Origin of the sequence: Pseudogracilibacillus amylolyticus (SeqCode) (assembly GCF_051918545.1) — a bacterium.
In the GTDB taxonomy this organism is placed as follows: Bacteria; Bacillota; Bacilli; order Bacillales; family Amphibacillaceae; genus Pseudogracilibacillus.
This window is the reverse complement of sequence record NZ_JBPPZG010000080.1, coordinates 1-15,968: the sequence shown is the minus strand read 5'-3', so window position 1 is coordinate 15,968 and position 15,968 is coordinate 1. Positions and strand designations below refer to the sequence as shown.

Sequence of the window (15,968 nt, the reverse complement as noted above, 5' to 3'; positions counted from 1 at the left end):
GAGGCTTTGCCTCCGCAAGAGTAGGACGCCGCCAGGCAAGTAAAAGCAGCTTATTTACATTTAGTAGATAAGCTGCTTTTTTATTTATGCAGTTAAGAAAGCATAAATCCTTTCTTAACTGCATTCGCCGTAAAGGCTTGGCGAATGCCTAGTTTTCTAAAATTTTTGTCGTAATCAGCGGTTACATATAGTTATAAAATTCGACAAATCTATATTTTTAAAAATAAATCCACAAATAACCCACACTCATTTAAAACTAAACTAAATTAAATCGATTACTAATGTTTATATTATCTCTATTTGTCAAAGATAGTGAAAGAAAAACCTTTAATTCTAGAAATAATTATCGTATAATATATATAGTCAAATATAGTCAAAGTCATATAAAAAAATGGATACATTTTTAAAAATAATACGCTTAATGATGTCTGAACAAGGGAAGGAGTGTAAGTAATGAGTATTTCCGATATTATAGAGCAGTATTTAAAACAAATACTCCATTCTAATGATAAGAAAATGGTTGAAATTAAACGCAGTGAAATTGCTGACCAGTTCCAATGCGTGCCATCACAAATTAATTATGTTATAAATACTCGATTCACGATAGAACGAGGGTATTTAACGGAAAGTAAGCGGGGTGGTGGGGGGTATATTCGTATTATTCGAATTGAGCATCAAAATGATTTTGAACTCATTGATGATATTATTAATATGATAAATCCTAAAGTATCAGAGCAAGCGGCAAGAGACGTTATAGAAAGACTAGCTGAAAAAAAGGTTATTACACATCGTGAGGAGAAATTAATAATAAGCGCTATTGAAAGAGATACTTTAGCTATCGCACTTCCTGAAAGAGACGAATTAAGGGCAAGGATATTAACAGCGATTTTAACGACACTTAAATATATAAATAAATAGCGAGGGGGAAGCCTTGTATGAAATGTAGTGAGTGTAATAAACGCCCCGCAACGCTTTATTTTTCACAAGTAATAAATGGGCAAAAAGCGGAAATAAAAGTCTGTGAAATATGTGCCATGAAAAAAGGGTATATCAATCAATCCGAAGAAACATATTCTCTCCAAGATTTATTAACGGGGTTATTTAATTTTGGTTCCTCACAAGTTGAATTACCCAATGAGCAAATATTTAAAGAAGTTGAAGAGTTGCAATGTCCAAAATGTAATATTACATTCAATGACTTTCAACGAATTGGAAAATTCGGATGTGCTAACTGTTATCAAACATTTAAAGTAAAACTTGACTCAATTTTTAGAAGAGTTCATAGTGGTAATACAAAGCATATAGGGAAAATTCCAAAACGTAAAGGTGTACATCTGCATGTTAAAAAAGAACTTGAAGTACTCCGAGAAAAACTTAACCAGTTGATTGAACAAGAAGAATTCGAGCAGGCGGCAGTCGTGAGGGATGAGATTAAAAAACTTGAGCAAGAGAAAGAAGGGGATCATTCATGAGTCTTGAGCAATTTATGAATGAAGCTATTAGCCCATGGATGCGAGAAGGTGGTCCTGAAAATGAAATTGTATTAAGTACTCGTATTCGATTAGCTAGAAATTTTCAAGATGAAGTTTTTCCAATAATTGCTGATGAAAAAGATTTGCTGCATGTAAATAACTTTTTCAAAGAGAATTATCATCAATCGTCTTTTAGAAATTACGGTAACTTTGAACTTATAGAAATAAGCGATCTTTCTCATATTGAAAAAAGGGTTTTAGTTGAAAAACATTTAATTAGCCCGTATTTAGCTAAAGCCCGTGCTGCTGCTGCGCTCGTTTCTGAAAATGAACAAGTATCGGTAATGATTAATGAAGAAGACCATATCCGTATGCAGTTGTATTTTCCGGGTTTTCAGTTAGCGACCGCATTAGAAGAAGCATTGCTACTTGATGATTGGTTTGAAGAACAGGTAGATTATGCTTATGACGAAGAAAAAGGTTATTTAACAACTTGTCCGACGAATGTTGGAACTGGTATAAGAGCATCCGTTATGATTCATTTACCGGCACTCGTTATCACGAAAAAGATCAATCAAATGATACCTGCAATAAATCAATTTGGTTTCGTGGTAAGAGGTATCTACGGGGAAGGTAGCGAGGCGATTGGAAACATTTTCCAAATTTCAAATCAGATTACATTAGGTAAATCTGAAAAAGATATTGTAGCTGACTTACAAAGTATTATCGTAAAGCTTGTTGAACAGGAAAGAGAAGCAAGATTGCAGCTGTTACAGAAATCACAAACTAGAATGGAGGATCAAATCTTTCGGTCTTATGGGATCCTAAGGCATTCTAGAATTATTGAATCAAAAGAGGCTGCAACACGATTATCGAATGTAAGACTTGGTATAGATTTAGGGATAATAAAAAATGTTTCTCATAGTATTTTAAATGAGTTGATGGTCTTAACTCAGCCGGGATTTTTGCAACATTATGCTAGAAAAGTTTTAACCTCGAATGAAAGAGATGTGTTACGAGCAACGTTAATACGAGAGAGGTTAATGTTGGAACAATAGTGGGAGGGATAGTTTATGATGTTTGGAAGGTTCACTGAAAGGGCTCAAAAAGTATTGGCATTATCGCAAGAAGAAGCAATTCGATTAGGCCATCACAATATTGGAACTGAACATATTTTACTTGGTCTTATCCGTGAAGGGGATGGAATTGCAGCAAAGGCATTAAAAGAACTTGGTCTTGAAGTAAGAAAAATTCAATCTGAAGTGGAGAAATTAATTGGTAAAGGTAATCAACCGATGAAATCAATCCATTACACTCCACGTGCAAAAAAAGTAGTTGAGTTGTCTCAAGATGAAGCTAGAAAGCTTGGTCACTCCTATGTTGGTACAGAACATATTTTACTTGGACTTATTAGGGAAGGTGAAGGTGTCGCCGCCAGAGTACTACATAATTTAGATGTAAGTTTAAACAAGGCAAGACAGCAAGTTTTACAGCTTTTAGGAAGTAATGAATCACAATCTGGTCAGCAAAGTAGAGGGCAATCAACGAATGTTAATACCCCAACTTTAGATTCACTTGCTAGAGATTTAACTGCAAATGCAAAAGAAGGAAAAGTTGATCCAGTCATAGGAAGAGATGAAGAAATAGAACGGATCATTCAAATTTTAAGTAGAAGAACGAAAAATAATCCTGTTTTAATTGGCGAACCGGGTGTTGGAAAGACGGCTGTAGTTGAAGGACTCGCACATCAAATTGTTAATAATGAAGTTCCAGAGACACTACGCGATAAACGAGTTATGACTTTAGATATGGGTACTGTTGTAGCGGGAACAAAATATCGCGGGGAATTTGAAGACCGTCTAAAAAAGGTAATGGATGAGATTCGTAATGCAGGAAATGTTATTTTGTTTATCGATGAACTACATACACTAATTGGGGCTGGTGGAGCAGAAGGCGCCATCGATGCTTCTAATATTTTAAAGCCATCTCTATCACGAGGAGAACTCCAATGTGTTGGTGCGACGACATTGGATGAATATAGAAAATACATTGAAAAAGATGCTGCTTTAGAAAGAAGATTTCAACCAATACAAGTGGATGAGCCAACGATTGAAGAAACAGCGCAAATATTGTTCGGCTTAAGAGATCGGTATGAGGCACATCACCGTGTAACGATAACAGATGAAGCTATTGAAGCAGCAGCTGAATTGTCAAACCGCTATATTACAGATCGATTCCTTCCAGATAAAGCAATTGATTTAATTGATGAAGCCGGCTCTCGAGTACGTTTAAAATCTTACACAATTCCACCGAACTTAAAGGAATTAGAGACAGAGCTTGACGAAATTCGCAAAGAAAAAGATTCTGCTGTACTAAGTCAGGAATTTGAAAAAGCAGCGGCATTGCGTGATAAAGAGCAAAAAATTCGTGAAAAAGTTGAAGTTACTAAGAACGAGTGGAAAGAACAACAAGGAAAAGAAAATTTAGAAGTAACGGAAGAGGATATAGCAATTGTTGTTTCTTCATGGACCGGAGTACCTGTAGTTAAATTAACGAAAGATGAAAGTGATCGATTATTAAATATGGAAGAAACGCTTCATAACAGGATTATCGGTCAAAGTGAAGCAGTAAATGCTGTATCGAAAGCAATCCGTAGAGCACGTGCCGGACTAAAAGATCCAAAAAGACCGATCGGATCCTTCATTTTCCTTGGGCCAACTGGTGTTGGAAAAACAGAACTAGCAAGGGCACTTGCCGAAGTCATGTTTGCAGATGAAGATGCAATGATTCGTATCGATATGTCTGAGTATATGGAAAAACATTCTACATCACGTCTTGTTGGTTCTCCTCCTGGGTATGTAGGGTACGAAGAAGGTGGACAATTAACCGAAAAGGTGCGTCGTAAACCATATTCTGTCGTCTTACTTGATGAAATAGAAAAAGCTCATCCAGAGGTATTCAATATCCTTCTACAAGTATTAGAAGATGGGCGTTTAACTGATTCAAAGGGTAGACTTGTTGACTTTAGAAATACGGTCTTAATTATGACTTCTAATGTTGGAGCTAGTGAATTAAAGCGAAATCGCTATGTAGGATTTAATTTGGGTGACGAGAGTCAAGAGCATAGCGACATGAAGTCTAAAGTAATGGAAGAAATGAAAAAGACGTTCAGACCTGAATTTTTAAACCGTATCGATGAAACAATTGTCTTCCATTCATTAGAGAAGAAACATATGAAAGATATTGTTAAATTAATGATTGATCAAGTGCAAAAACGTGTGCAAGAACAAGAAATCAAATTTACTATTACAGACCGGGCAATTGAAAAAATTGCTGATGAGGGATTTGATCCTGAATATGGCGCGAGACCACTACGTCGCTCTATTCAGAAAAACATTGAAGATTTATTGTCTGAAGAATTGTTAAAAGGAACGATTCACAAAGGGCAAGATGTAAAAATTGGTTTAAATAGTAAAGGGGACTTTATCGTTTTACCATAGGAATAGTAAGCGTGTTAAAAGCTAGTGATTTAATCGCTAGCTTTTTTCACAACTGAAATAGCAAATTATATTTGCCTTTGAACTTTTCATAGAAAGTGACTTTTTCAAATAATTTACAACCGATGAAGAAAGGCTGGGAGATATGGCAAGGCGAAAAACTGTATATATGTGTCAGGAATGTGGTTTTGAATCACTTAAATGGATGGGGAAGTGTACGAACTGTAATAATTGGAATACATTTGTAGAAGAAGTAAAACAACCTAAAAAATCGACAGGCATGTTAACGCCTACAAATAAAATGAGCAAACCAACTAAAATGAATGAAATTAAATACGAAAAAGAACAGCGGGTAGAGACGAAAATGAAAGAATTCAATCGCGTTCTTGGTGGAGGAATTGTACCTGGTTCCCTTGTCTTAATTGGTGGAGATCCTGGAATTGGGAAATCGACATTATTATTGCAAACTTCTGCACAAATTGCTGAAAAAAATTTACCGGTACTATATGTATCTGGAGAGGAATCAATGCAACAAACAAAATTACGAGCTAATCGATTAGCAGTCGATGTGGACGAACTGTTTGTGCTTGCCGAAACAAATCTTTACAATATTTTACATCAGATTGATGAATTAAATCCCTCTTTTGTTGTGGTGGATTCCATTCAAACAATCTTTAAAGAGGAAGTTACAAGTGCTCCAGGTAGTGTCTCTCAAGTTAGGGAATGTACGATGGAACTTATGAAACTAGCAAAAACAAAAGGTATCCCAATCTTTATTGTAGGACATGTAACGAAAGAAGGAGCGATAGCTGGTCCTAGAATGCTTGAACATATGGTAGATGTCGTTTTATATTTTGAAGGAGAAAGACATCATACGTATCGCATTTTACGAAGTGTGAAGAATCGTTTTGGTAGCACTAACGAGATGGGTATTTTTGAGATGAAAGAGCTAGGTTTACAGGAAGTCCTAAACCCGTCAGAAATCTTTTTAGAGGAGCGTTCTCGTGGAGCATCTGGTTCAACTGTTGTTGCATCTATGGAAGGAACACGACCAGTTCTCGTTGAAATTCAAGCATTAATTTCGCCATCGAGTTTTGGAAATCCTCGCAGAATGGCAACAGGGGTTGATTCTAATCGCGTTCCTTTACTAATGGCTGTGCTAGAAAAACGAGTTGGACTAATGTTACAAAATCAAGATGCGTATATTAAAGTTGCTGGAGGAGTTAAGTTAGATGAGCCGGCAATTGACCTTGCCATTGCAATAAGTATTGCATCCAGTTTTCGTGATCAGCCAACAAACCCGGAAGACATTTTTATAGGTGAAGTAGGGTTAACTGGGGAAATAAGACGTGTTTCTCGTATAGAACAGCGTGTTCAGGAAGCTGCTAAGTTAGGATTTAAACGAGTTATTTGTTCTGAAAACAACTTGGATGGTTGGACGTATCCGTCGTCTATCGAAGTACTTGGCGTAAAAACAGTCCATGATGCTTTACGAATCGGTTTATTAAAAAATGACCGGCAAGAAAAAAACTACACATTCTAACAAACTTCGTCAAAAAATTGACAAACAAAATCTACTGTGATAAAATTTAATGTTTTGTTAAATTGACTTAAGAATTACTGCTATGCTATGATTTATTATGGATGTTTATTATTTTCCATCTCTATGATTAGAATTCAATAAATAGGGTAATACTACAGGATAAGGAGGTGTACTGTGTATGTTAAGAAAAATTGTGCACATATTTTTTATAATTACAGGAGGTACATTAGGTTTTTTATATCTCCCAAGTATCATTCATTTTCTAAATATAACAGATGTAAGTCTGTTCACATCCCCATATTTTGGCCTTGTGTTAGGTGCTATTATTTTTTCTATTTTAACTTATTTACTAGCAGACTATGTCGTTGGATTTTTGAAATGGATCGAGGAAGGATTAATAAAGATTCCTGTTGTGGATTTATTTTTTGGAACGATTGGACTTATTTTAGGATTAGTTGTTGCTTACCTGATTAACATACCGATACAAGATATTGGCTTAAAAATTGTCTCTGAAATTATTCCATTGTTCTTAACGATTATTATTGGATATTTAGGGTTTCAAGTTGGTTTTAGAAGAAGAGAGGAATTTATGAACATCTTATCAATATCTAGGAAAGATAAAGCAAGAAAACAGGCTATAGATGGAGAAAAAGAAGATAAGTATGAGTTGAAGCCTAAAATATTGGATACAAGTGTTATAATTGATGGGCGTATAGCGGATATTTGTCAAACGAATTTTCTAGAAGGAACAATTGTAATTCCGCAATTTATATTAGAAGAGTTACAGCATATAGCGGATTCGTCTGATGTTTTAAAGCGTAATCGTGGCCGCCGTGGCCTTGACATATTAAATCGTATCCAAAAAGAACTAGAGATTAAGGTAGAGATATATGAAGGCGATTTTGAAGACATTCAAGAAGTGGATAGTAAATTAGTTAAACTTGCTAAATTAATTAACGGAATAGTCGTGACAAATGACTTTAATTTAAACAAAGTTTGTGATTTCCAAGGTGTTTCTGTACTAAATATTAATGATTTAGCGAATGCCGTTAAACCAGTAGTTCTTCCAGGGGAGGAATTGGTAGTACAAGTAATTAAAGACGGTAAAGAACAAAGGCAAGGTATTGCCTACTTGGATGATGGTACGATGATTGTTGTAGAAGATGGTCGAGATTATATTGGAAAAACAATCGAAGTATTAATTACAAGTGTGTTACAGACATCTGCTGGAAGAATGATCTTCGCGAAACCAAAATTACTTGAAAAAGCTTTATAAAAAAGTATAACATAAGGTATTAAAAGGTGATAACAGTTCATGTTATCGCTTTTTATTGCCAAATAATATATTATAAAGATATACGAAATTTGGCTTGGTCGAATATGATATAAATATTGCAACATTTTTTATAAGCCGTTTTAAGAGAGGGGAACAACAATGACGAAAGAGATTCGAGTACGTTATGCACCAAGTCCAACTGGGGATTTACATATTGGGAATGCTCGTACAGCTTTATTTAATTATTTATATGCAAAACATTTTAATGGAAAGTTTATTATTAGAACAGAGGATACAGATTCGAAGCGTAATGTAGAAGGCGGAGAAGAGAGCCAATTGACTTATTTAAAATGGCTAGGCATCGAATGGGATGAAGGTGCAGATATTGGTGGAGAGTACGGTCCATATCGCCAAATGGAACGTTTAGATATTTATCAAAAGTATATTGATGATTTATTAGAGAGAGATCTAGCATATGAATGTTATATGACGGAAGAAGAGTTGGAACAAGAGCGTGAAGAGCAGCGTGCAAAAGGGCAAGTGCCGAAATACTCTGGTGCACATGCTAATTTGTCGCAAGCAGAAATAGATGCATTTAAAAAAGAAGGTAGAAAGCCAGCAATCCGAATAAGAGTACCAAAAAACCGGACGTATACATTTAATGATATTGTCCGAGGAAATATTTCTATTGAATCTAGTGATTATGGAGATTGGGTTATTGTTAAAAAGGATGGTATTCCTACGTATAATTTTGCTGTAGCAATCGACGACCATTTAATGGAGATTACTCATGTACTTCGTGGGGAAGAACATATTTCGAATACACCGAGACAAATGATGATCTATGATGCATTTGGATGGGAAGCGCCAACTTTCGGACATATGACATTGATCCTTAATGAAAACCGCAAAAAATTGAGTAAACGAGATCAGCATATTCTTCAGTTTATCGAGCAGTATAAAACGCTCGGCTTTCTACCTGAAGCGATGTTTAATTTTATTACATTACTTGGATGGTCTCCAAGTGGGGAAGAAGAAATTTTCAGTAAGGAAGAGCTAATTAAAATATTTGATCCAAACCGCCTTTCTACTTCAGCTGCTATTTTTGACTCTAAAAAATTGGAATGGATGAACGGAGAATATATTAAAAAGGCGGATGTAGATACGGTTATTGAACTTGCTCTGCCTCATTTAATTAAAGCCGGTAAAATTGCGCCTGATGCAGATGAACAAAAGCTAAATTGGGTTAAAGAAATCATTGCTTTGTATCAGGAGCAATTAAGATATGGTGCGGAAATTGTCGAATTGACAGAACTATTCTTTAAAACAGATATCCACTATGACGATGCAGCTCAAGAAGTTCTTTCAGAAGAACAAGTTGTTGAAGTTTTACAAGTCTTCACGGATAAACTGATTCATTTAGATGATTTCACTGCTGAACAAATTAAAGAACAAATTAAAGCGACGCAAAAAGAAACGAAGCACCGCGGTAAAAAATTATTTATGCCGATTCGAGTTGCGACCACTGGCCAAACGCATGGTCCAGAACTTCCAAAAGCAATTGAATTGTTAGGAAAAGAGATTGTTTTAGCACGTCTTGATGGAATATTAAGTGAAATCGAAAATTAAATAATTCACATTTACGAAAAAGTATAATATAGTTATAGTATATAAATTTTTATATTATTCAATGTTGAAGAGGAAAAGTAAAAAGCAAGTTACTTACCCAGAGAGAATCATCATCGGCTGAAAGTGATTCTAAGAGACGCTTTTGAACATGCACCTCGGAGTTCCGTTATGGAAATTAAGTATATAACGGCGGCTATCTACCGTTACTAAGACCAAGTTGAGGGAGTGTTCAATTACTCTCTAAACAGAGTGGAACCGCGTAAATCAAAGCGTCTCTGTGTAATTATTTTACATAGAGGCGCTTTTTATATTTTTTTGGCTATTTTATAAAGATTTGGGACTGTACTAACGTAGTCCCACCGAAAACCGTTTGTTGCTTTTCTCAAAAAATCCATAAACTGTTTAGTTAATAAATTTAATAATTTATCAGTCAACCTAGCTTCTGCACCGTTGATTTCCGCCTCCGGGCAGTACGCGCATCCTAAGGCACGGCGGGTCTGCCTCTGAAGCAGAAAACCACTGCTTCTAAAGTCTAGACACGTGCTTTTCCCATGACGCACAGGATGTGCTAGTGTCGGCGTTGGTCACAGGACGTGACTGATTTTAGCCGACCAGAAGTCTCGACTGCCCTCCAGCTCCAATCAACCAATGAGATAGTAGTAACAACTGTGCAGAGCTGTTTACCAAGCACACCCAGCGAAGGAAATATACGGAGACTCCTGTGGGAGGAAAGGCCTCGGTGAGACTACGCAGGAGCGAAGCGACGAGGAGGCTCATCAGCCGCCCACGGAAAGCGGAGTGTATTTACGTAGCGGTATTCCGTTTTGTGACCGCCGTTCATTTTTACACAGCGGAAATCAACAAAGCTAATACTAGTTTATAAATTTTCACTACGGCACAGTTTACATCGACTGCACGGATTATAAAGCTATAAAGCAACAAACTTTATCAAAAGAGCCATATTTATTTATAAAGGGAGGAAACTAGAAGTGGGAATCTTTAAGCGGATGCGAGAAGATATGGATGTTGTGTTTGAACAGGACCCGGCAGCTCGTACTTATTTGGAAGTGTTTTTAACATACTCAGGCTTACATGCGATCTGGAATCATCGAATTGCTCATTTCTTTTATAAACGAAAATTATTTTTTATAGCACGTGTTATTTCACAAATAAGCAGATTTTTTACCGGTATTGAAATTCATCCAGGCGCAGTGATCGGCAGAAGATTTTTTATTGACCATGGAATGGGCGTTGTAATTGGAGAAACGTGTGAAATTGGTGATAATGTAACAATCTATCAAGGAGTGACCCTTGGAGGAACAGGGCACGAAAAAGGAAAACGACACCCAACGATTAAAGACAATGCCTTAATTGCAACAGGTGCAAAAGTATTGGGTTCCATTACAATAGGCGAGAACTCTAACGTTGGTGGCGGATCAGTTGTCTTGAAAGATGTACCAGATAACGCAACAGTTGTAGGTATTCCTGGGCGAGTTGTAAAGCAAGACGGAAAGAGAGTAAGTCAAAAATTGGACCATCACATTTTACCCGATCCAGTTGCAGAACGATTGAAAAAATTACAAGCAGAAATAGATGCATTAAATGAAGAAGTAAAACAATTAAAGGAAGGAAAAGAGCATGCCAATCACAATTTATAATACACTAACGAAAGAAAAAGAAACATTCAAGCCTTTAGACGATAAAGAGGTAAAAATGTATGTATGTGGACCAACTGTATATAATTACATTCATATAGGAAATGCAAGACCAGCGATTGTCTTTGATACTGTAAGGAGATACCTCGAATATAAAGGATTTGATGTAAAGTATGTACTAAATTTTACGGACGTTGATGATAAGATCATTGATACAGCTGAAAAAACTGGCGAAAATGTACAGGATTTAACAAATCGTTTTATTGACGCTTATTTAAATGATGTAAAAGCCTTAAATGTAAAAAAAGCAACCTACCACCCTCGTGTTACGGAAACAATTGATGACATCATTGCCTTTATATCTGGATTGATTGATAAAGGTCACGCATATGAAGTAGATGGTGATGTATATTTTAAACCTAGGTCGTTTGAAGAATACGGAAAATTATCAGACCAGTCGATAGACGAATTACGTGCAGGTGCAAGAATTAAAGTGGGTGAAAAGAAAGAAGACCCTTTAGATTTCGCCTTATGGAAAAAAGCGAAAGAAAATGAAATTGCCTGGGATTCTCCATGGGGGAAAGGAAGACCTGGTTGGCATATCGAATGCTCAGCGATGGCCAAAAAATATTTAGGTGATACGATCGATATTCACGCAGGTGGGCAAGATTTAACTTTTCCCCATCACGAAAATGAGATTGCGCAATCTGAAGCGTTAAATGATAAACCTTTTGCAAATTATTGGATGCATAATGGATATATGAATATTGATGATGAAAAAATGTCAAAATCCCTTGGGAATTTCATTTTAGCCAAAGACCTTATTGAAGAGCATGATCCAATGGTTATTCGCTTTTTTATGTTAAGTGTTCATTACCGAAATCCGATTAATTTTACCGATAGTTTACTTCAAAGTGCGAAAAATAGTTTAGAGCGAATTAAAACTGCTTATGTAAATTTAGAACATCGTAAAAAAATGAGTACAAACTTAGGTAAAAACAAAGAAACATGGATCGACAAAATTCGACAAAATCAACAAAATTTTGAAAAAGCGATGGATGATGATTTTAATACAGCTAATGCTATTACAGTTTTATTCGAATTAGCTCGGGAAGCGAATATGTATTTAGAAGAAAATCATACAGATATTGAAGTCGTTGAAGCTTTCCAAGAAACAATTAAAACATTATTGGAAGTATTAGGTATTAAACTTGAAAATGAAGAATTGCTGGATGAGGAAATTGAAGCATTAATTAAAGAAAGAAATGAAGCAAGAAAAGCACGAAATTTTGAACGGGCAGACGAAATCCGGGATTTATTAAAAGAAAAAAATATTATATTAGAAGATACGAATCAAGGAGTACGTTGGAGAAGAGGATAAAATGAGTGTAGATGTAAAACAACTTAACAGTCTCGCGCTCGCTTATATAGGTGATGCTGTCTATGAATTATCTGTACGGAATCATTTAATTGAAACAGGCGAAGTAAAACCTAACGAATTGCATAACCATGCAATTAAGTTTGTGGCCGCTTCTGCCCAAGCGGCTATAATCCATGACTGGTTAAAGAACAATAAACTAAACAAAGAAGAAGCGGCAATAGTTAGACGGGGTCGAAACGCAAAGTCGGTTTCGACTCCGAAAAATATGTCAATCCGAGATTATCGTTATGCTACTGCTTTTGAAGCATTAATTGGCTATCATTACCTGTTAAAAAATAAGACACGCCTTGGCATGCTACTCGATGAAGCTATTCATTATATTACACATGAAGCGAAAGAATAAAAAGGAAGGAAAATACATATGCAAGATGAAATGATTATAGGAAAAAACCCAGTATTAGAAGCATTACAGTCAGGTAGGCCGATTAATAAGATAATGATTTCTGACCAATTAAATAGAAATACGGTAGTGGAATTACAACAAGCGGCAAAGAAGGCAAATACGATTATCCAAAAAGTGCCCAAAAAGCGGATTGATCAACTTTCTGCTGGTAGACATCAAGGAATTATAGCATATGTGACTGCTTATGATTATGCAACGGTCGAGAAAATTGTAGAAACTGCTCAAAGCAAAGAAGAACTACCTTTTATTATCATTCTTGATGAAATAGAAGATCCTCATAATTTGGGTGCCATACTTAGAACGGCAGATGCTACAGGTGTTCATGGGGTGATCATTCCAAAAAGACGAGCAGTTGGCTTAACTGAAACAGTTGCTAAAACGTCTGCCGGAGCAATTGAGCATATACCTGTTGCACGGGTAACAAATATTGCAAAAACAATCGATGAATTAAAAGAGAAGAATATCTGGGTTGTTGGTACGGATGAAGAAGGCTCTAAAGATTATCGCACGTTAGACGGAGATACGGCAATTGCCCTTGTGATTGGAAATGAAGGAAAAGGAATAAGTCGCTTAGTAAAAGAAAAGTGTGACTGGACAATCCATCTCCCAATGAAAGGCTCTATCCCATCTTTAAATGCTTCCGTTGCTGCGGGAATTTTAATGTACGAAATTTATCGAGAAAGAAATCATTTAGGAGAAAATTGATGGATGTACTTGTAGTTGATGGATATAACATTATTGGGGCATGGGATGAATTAAATAAATTAAAATTAAAAGATATGGGACTGGCCAGAAGTCGATTAATAGAACTTTTAGTCGAATATAAAGCGTACACTGGAAATCGTGTTATTATTGTATTTGATGCCTTATATGTAAAAGGGAATGAAAGTAAGAAATCGATTAATGGCGTAGAAATAATCTATACACGAGAAAATGAAACGGCAGATGAATGTATCGAAAGACTTGTAAAATCTTTAAAAAATGTGAAAAACCAAGTTTATGTTGCAACTTCCGACTATTTAGAACAGCGAACTATTTTCGGAAGAGGAGCATTACGTATTTCCGCACGTGAATTATTAATGGAGCTAAAAGATATGGAAAACTCTATTAGTGATGAATTAGAACAACAAACAAAAGAGCAGCCGAAAATTAAAATTCATATGAAAGGGAACGTGAGAGAAAAGCTTGAAAAATGGCGTCGTGGCAACCTGTAAATTACGTTAGATTACCAATTATAAATCCGAATATTGTAAAAAAAGAAAAAATTGTATTGACTCTTTGAAACTTCTTGCTGTATACTCTCTGTAACTATAAATTGTAAATTTTTAGTAATAGGGGGAGAAGTTATTCATGAGCGCTGTTAATCAACTTGAGAGAAAAGTTCCGTTTCATTCGTTGATTGATGAAGAAGTTTTGTCGCATGTACAACAAGGAAATGAGATAGCAGTCGAGTATCTAATAAAAAAGTATGAACGGATCGTTCGGAAAAAAGCAAATACGTATTTTTTAATTGGCAGTGATCGTGATGACGTAGTACAAGAAGGATTAATCGGTCTTTATAAAGCAATTTGTGATTATGATGAGAATAAACGTTCATCGTTTAAGTCTTTTGCAGAACTATGTATAACAAGACAAATTATTACCTCCATCAAATCGGCGACGAGGTTAAAGCACACGCCATTAAATTCATATGTATCATTTTACCAGCCAGTTCATGATGAAAGTTCGGAACAGGTATTGTTAGATACTATTTATTGCTCTGAATCAGAAGATCCAAGTGACTTACTAGTAAATAGAGAAAAGTACCAATCTATACAAGCGCAATTAATGAAAGCGTTAACGAAGCTGGAGTGGGATGTGTTATATCTCTATTTGCAAGGATGCTCGTATGAAGAAATTGCTGCCAAATTAAAACGACAAGAAAAATCAATCGATAATGCTTTACAACGAGTGAAAAGAAAAGTAGAACAACTAATTGAGGAAAAGGACTTTTTATATTAATTGATTCGAAATAACAATATTAGCTTGTAGAGAGTCTATGAGCTAGTATATTATAATTGACAGTACGAGTTCTACATGCTACATTTATAAAGAAAATAGTTTAGATAAAATGGTGAAAAAATGAATAAAAAAGTAACATTAGCATGTACAATTTGTGGAAATAGAAACTATTCGACAAATAAAAATCAAGCTACGAGTTCCGAAAGATTATCTATAAAAAAGTATTGTAAACACTGTGATAAACACGTCTTGCATAGAGAAACGAAATAGGCACTAGTTGGAGGATTAAGGTGAATATTTTTAAATTTTTTAAAGATGTTTCGCGTGAAATGCGGAAGGTCACTTGGCCAAAAGGATCAGAATTAGTAAGTTATACGATAACGGTTGTTGCTACCGTTGCGTTTGTAGCCATATTTTTTGCAGTCATTGATTTGGGAATAAGTCAAATTTTAAATAATATGCCATTTTTGAATAATTAGGAAAAATTATGATATAATAAAACATAGAATATTTTTGTACAAAAAACCCGATGTATGCGGGTTTTTTAATATGTTCATTTTTAGCAAATAAGCAAGTGATAAGCTTTCCTTTAGAATGAAGGTTTTGGACGGCCAAGGCTTGGCGATAAGGCTTAAGTTAAACTATTAAATTATTAGATATAAAAAAGTATTAATGGAGGTTGAAAATGGAAACTAATTGGTATGTAATCCATACTTACTCGGGCTATGAAAACAAGGTCAAAATGAACTTGGAAAAACGGGTGGAGACAATGGGGATGGAAGATAAAATATTCCGTGTCATCGTTCCCGAAGAAGAATCGACAGAAATTAAAGATGGAAAAAAGAAAGTTTCAATGAAAAAGTTTTTCCCTGGATATGTACTTGCTGAAATGGTGATGACAGATGATTCTTGGTATGTAGTTAGAAACACTCCTGGTGTGACTGGATTTGTTGGATCCAGTGGTCAGGGAACGAAACCAACTCCTCTACTACCGGATGAAGTGGATACGTTGTTAAAAAGAATCGGAATGGCGGATTCAACTGTAAAAGTT

Annotated in this window: 16 protein-coding genes and 1 other annotated feature; all 16 genes read left to right on the top strand. The window is 35.6% G+C overall.

All coding sequences use genetic code 11. From position 1 onward, the window contains the following. The first annotated feature begins 453 nt into the window (after positions 1–453). Positions 454–918 carry a CtsR family transcriptional regulator gene (locus tag ACPYKA_RS10520; RefSeq protein WP_479542255.1) on the top strand — a complete coding sequence of 155 codons (465 nt, stop codon included), beginning with the start codon at positions 454–456 and terminating at the stop codon, positions 916–918. Between the two features lie 17 nt (positions 919–935). Beyond that, positions 936–1,472 carry a UvrB/UvrC motif-containing protein gene (locus ACPYKA_RS10515; protein WP_479542254.1) on the top strand — a complete coding sequence of 179 codons (537 nt, stop codon included), beginning with the start codon at positions 936–938 and terminating at the stop codon, positions 1,470–1,472. Then, a complete protein-coding gene (locus ACPYKA_RS10510; RefSeq protein ID WP_479542253.1) occupies positions 1,469–2,530 on the top strand; it encodes a protein arginine kinase in 1,062 nt (353 codons plus the stop codon). Before ACPYKA_RS10515 ends, ACPYKA_RS10510 begins: the two co-directional genes overlap by 4 nt. Before the next feature lie 15 nt (positions 2,531–2,545). Then, a complete protein-coding gene (locus ACPYKA_RS10505) occupies positions 2,546–4,972 on the top strand; it encodes an ATP-dependent Clp protease ATP-binding subunit (protein ID WP_479542252.1) in 2,427 nt (808 codons plus the stop codon). 142 nt (positions 4,973–5,114) lie between these two features. Then, positions 5,115–6,512: a DNA repair protein RadA gene (gene radA / locus ACPYKA_RS10500; protein WP_479542251.1), complete on the top strand. Its 1,398-nt coding sequence runs from the start codon at positions 5,115–5,117 to the stop codon at positions 6,510–6,512. 178 nt (positions 6,513–6,690) lie between these two features. Continuing rightward, the gene (locus ACPYKA_RS10495) at positions 6,691–7,788 is read left to right on the top strand and encodes a PIN/TRAM domain-containing protein (protein ID WP_479542250.1); all 1,098 of its coding nucleotides are present in this window, start codon (positions 6,691–6,693) and stop codon (positions 7,786–7,788) included. Positions 7,789–7,947: 159 nt separating this feature from the next. After that, a complete protein-coding gene (gltX, locus tag ACPYKA_RS10490) occupies positions 7,948–9,417 on the top strand; it encodes a glutamate--tRNA ligase (protein WP_479542249.1) in 1,470 nt (489 codons plus the stop codon). A 55-nt stretch (positions 9,418–9,472) separates the two neighbouring features. Then, positions 9,473–9,697 (top strand) — a binding site (T-box leader). A 715-nt stretch (positions 9,698–10,412) separates the two neighbouring features. After that, positions 10,413–11,075 (top strand): serine O-acetyltransferase, encoded by a 663-nt coding sequence (gene cysE / locus ACPYKA_RS10485; RefSeq protein WP_479542257.1) that lies wholly within the window; start codon positions 10,413–10,415, stop codon positions 11,073–11,075. After that, on the top strand, positions 11,056–12,453 hold the full coding sequence (gene cysS, locus ACPYKA_RS10480; protein WP_479542248.1) for a cysteine--tRNA ligase: 1,398 nt from the start codon (positions 11,056–11,058) through the stop codon (positions 12,451–12,453). Before cysE ends, cysS begins: the two co-directional genes overlap by 20 nt. A 1-nt stretch (position 12,454) precedes the next feature. Continuing rightward, a complete protein-coding gene (locus tag ACPYKA_RS10475; protein WP_479542247.1) occupies positions 12,455–12,856 on the top strand; it encodes a Mini-ribonuclease 3 in 402 nt (133 codons plus the stop codon). Positions 12,857–12,874: 18 nt separating this feature from the next. Then, on the top strand, positions 12,875–13,621 hold the full coding sequence (gene rlmB / locus ACPYKA_RS10470; protein WP_479542246.1) for a 23S rRNA (guanosine(2251)-2'-O)-methyltransferase RlmB: 747 nt from the start codon (positions 12,875–12,877) through the stop codon (positions 13,619–13,621). Continuing rightward, positions 13,621–14,130: an NYN domain-containing protein gene (locus ACPYKA_RS10465; protein ID WP_479542245.1), complete on the top strand. Its 510-nt coding sequence runs from the start codon at positions 13,621–13,623 to the stop codon at positions 14,128–14,130. The genes rlmB and ACPYKA_RS10465 overlap by 1 nt, the downstream gene beginning before the upstream one ends. Before the next feature lie 136 nt (positions 14,131–14,266). Further along, a complete protein-coding gene (sigH, locus tag ACPYKA_RS10460) occupies positions 14,267–14,917 on the top strand; it encodes an RNA polymerase sporulation sigma factor SigH (RefSeq protein WP_479542244.1) in 651 nt (216 codons plus the stop codon). Positions 14,918–15,037: 120 nt separating this feature from the next. Beyond that, the gene (rpmG, locus tag ACPYKA_RS10455) at positions 15,038–15,187 is read left to right on the top strand and encodes a 50S ribosomal protein L33 (RefSeq protein ID WP_479542243.1); all 150 of its coding nucleotides are present in this window, start codon (positions 15,038–15,040) and stop codon (positions 15,185–15,187) included. 26 nt (positions 15,188–15,213) lie between these two features. Next, on the top strand, positions 15,214–15,396 hold the full coding sequence (gene secE, locus ACPYKA_RS10450) for a preprotein translocase subunit SecE (RefSeq protein WP_479542256.1): 183 nt from the start codon (positions 15,214–15,216) through the stop codon (positions 15,394–15,396). Between the two features lie 206 nt (positions 15,397–15,602). Then, on the top strand, positions 15,603–15,968 hold a 366-nt coding region (locus tag ACPYKA_RS10445; RefSeq protein ID WP_479542242.1), incomplete at its 3' end, for a transcription termination/antitermination NusG family protein.

Coding starts and splice junctions, on each gene's coding strand:
- ACPYKA_RS10520 (WP_479542255.1), top strand. CDS start 454: ATGAGTATTTCCGATATTATAGAGCAGTATTTAAAACAAATACTCCAT.
- ACPYKA_RS10515 (WP_479542254.1), top strand. CDS start 936: ATGAAATGTAGTGAGTGTAATAAACGCCCCGCAACGCTTTATTTTTCA.
- ACPYKA_RS10510 (WP_479542253.1), top strand. CDS start 1,469: ATGAGTCTTGAGCAATTTATGAATGAAGCTATTAGCCCATGGATGCGA.
- ACPYKA_RS10505 (WP_479542252.1), top strand. CDS start 2,546: ATGATGTTTGGAAGGTTCACTGAAAGGGCTCAAAAAGTATTGGCATTA.
- radA (WP_479542251.1), top strand. CDS start 5,115: ATGGCAAGGCGAAAAACTGTATATATGTGTCAGGAATGTGGTTTTGAA.
- ACPYKA_RS10495 (WP_479542250.1), top strand. CDS start 6,691: ATGTTAAGAAAAATTGTGCACATATTTTTTATAATTACAGGAGGTACA.
- gltX (WP_479542249.1), top strand. CDS start 7,948: ATGACGAAAGAGATTCGAGTACGTTATGCACCAAGTCCAACTGGGGAT.
- cysS (WP_479542248.1), top strand. CDS start 11,056: ATGCCAATCACAATTTATAATACACTAACGAAAGAAAAAGAAACATTC.
- ACPYKA_RS10475 (WP_479542247.1), top strand. CDS start 12,455: ATGAGTGTAGATGTAAAACAACTTAACAGTCTCGCGCTCGCTTATATA.
- rlmB (WP_479542246.1), top strand. CDS start 12,875: ATGCAAGATGAAATGATTATAGGAAAAAACCCAGTATTAGAAGCATTA.
- ACPYKA_RS10465 (WP_479542245.1), top strand. CDS start 13,621: ATGGATGTACTTGTAGTTGATGGATATAACATTATTGGGGCATGGGAT.
- sigH (WP_479542244.1), top strand. CDS start 14,267: ATGAGCGCTGTTAATCAACTTGAGAGAAAAGTTCCGTTTCATTCGTTG.
- rpmG (WP_479542243.1), top strand. CDS start 15,038: ATGAATAAAAAAGTAACATTAGCATGTACAATTTGTGGAAATAGAAAC.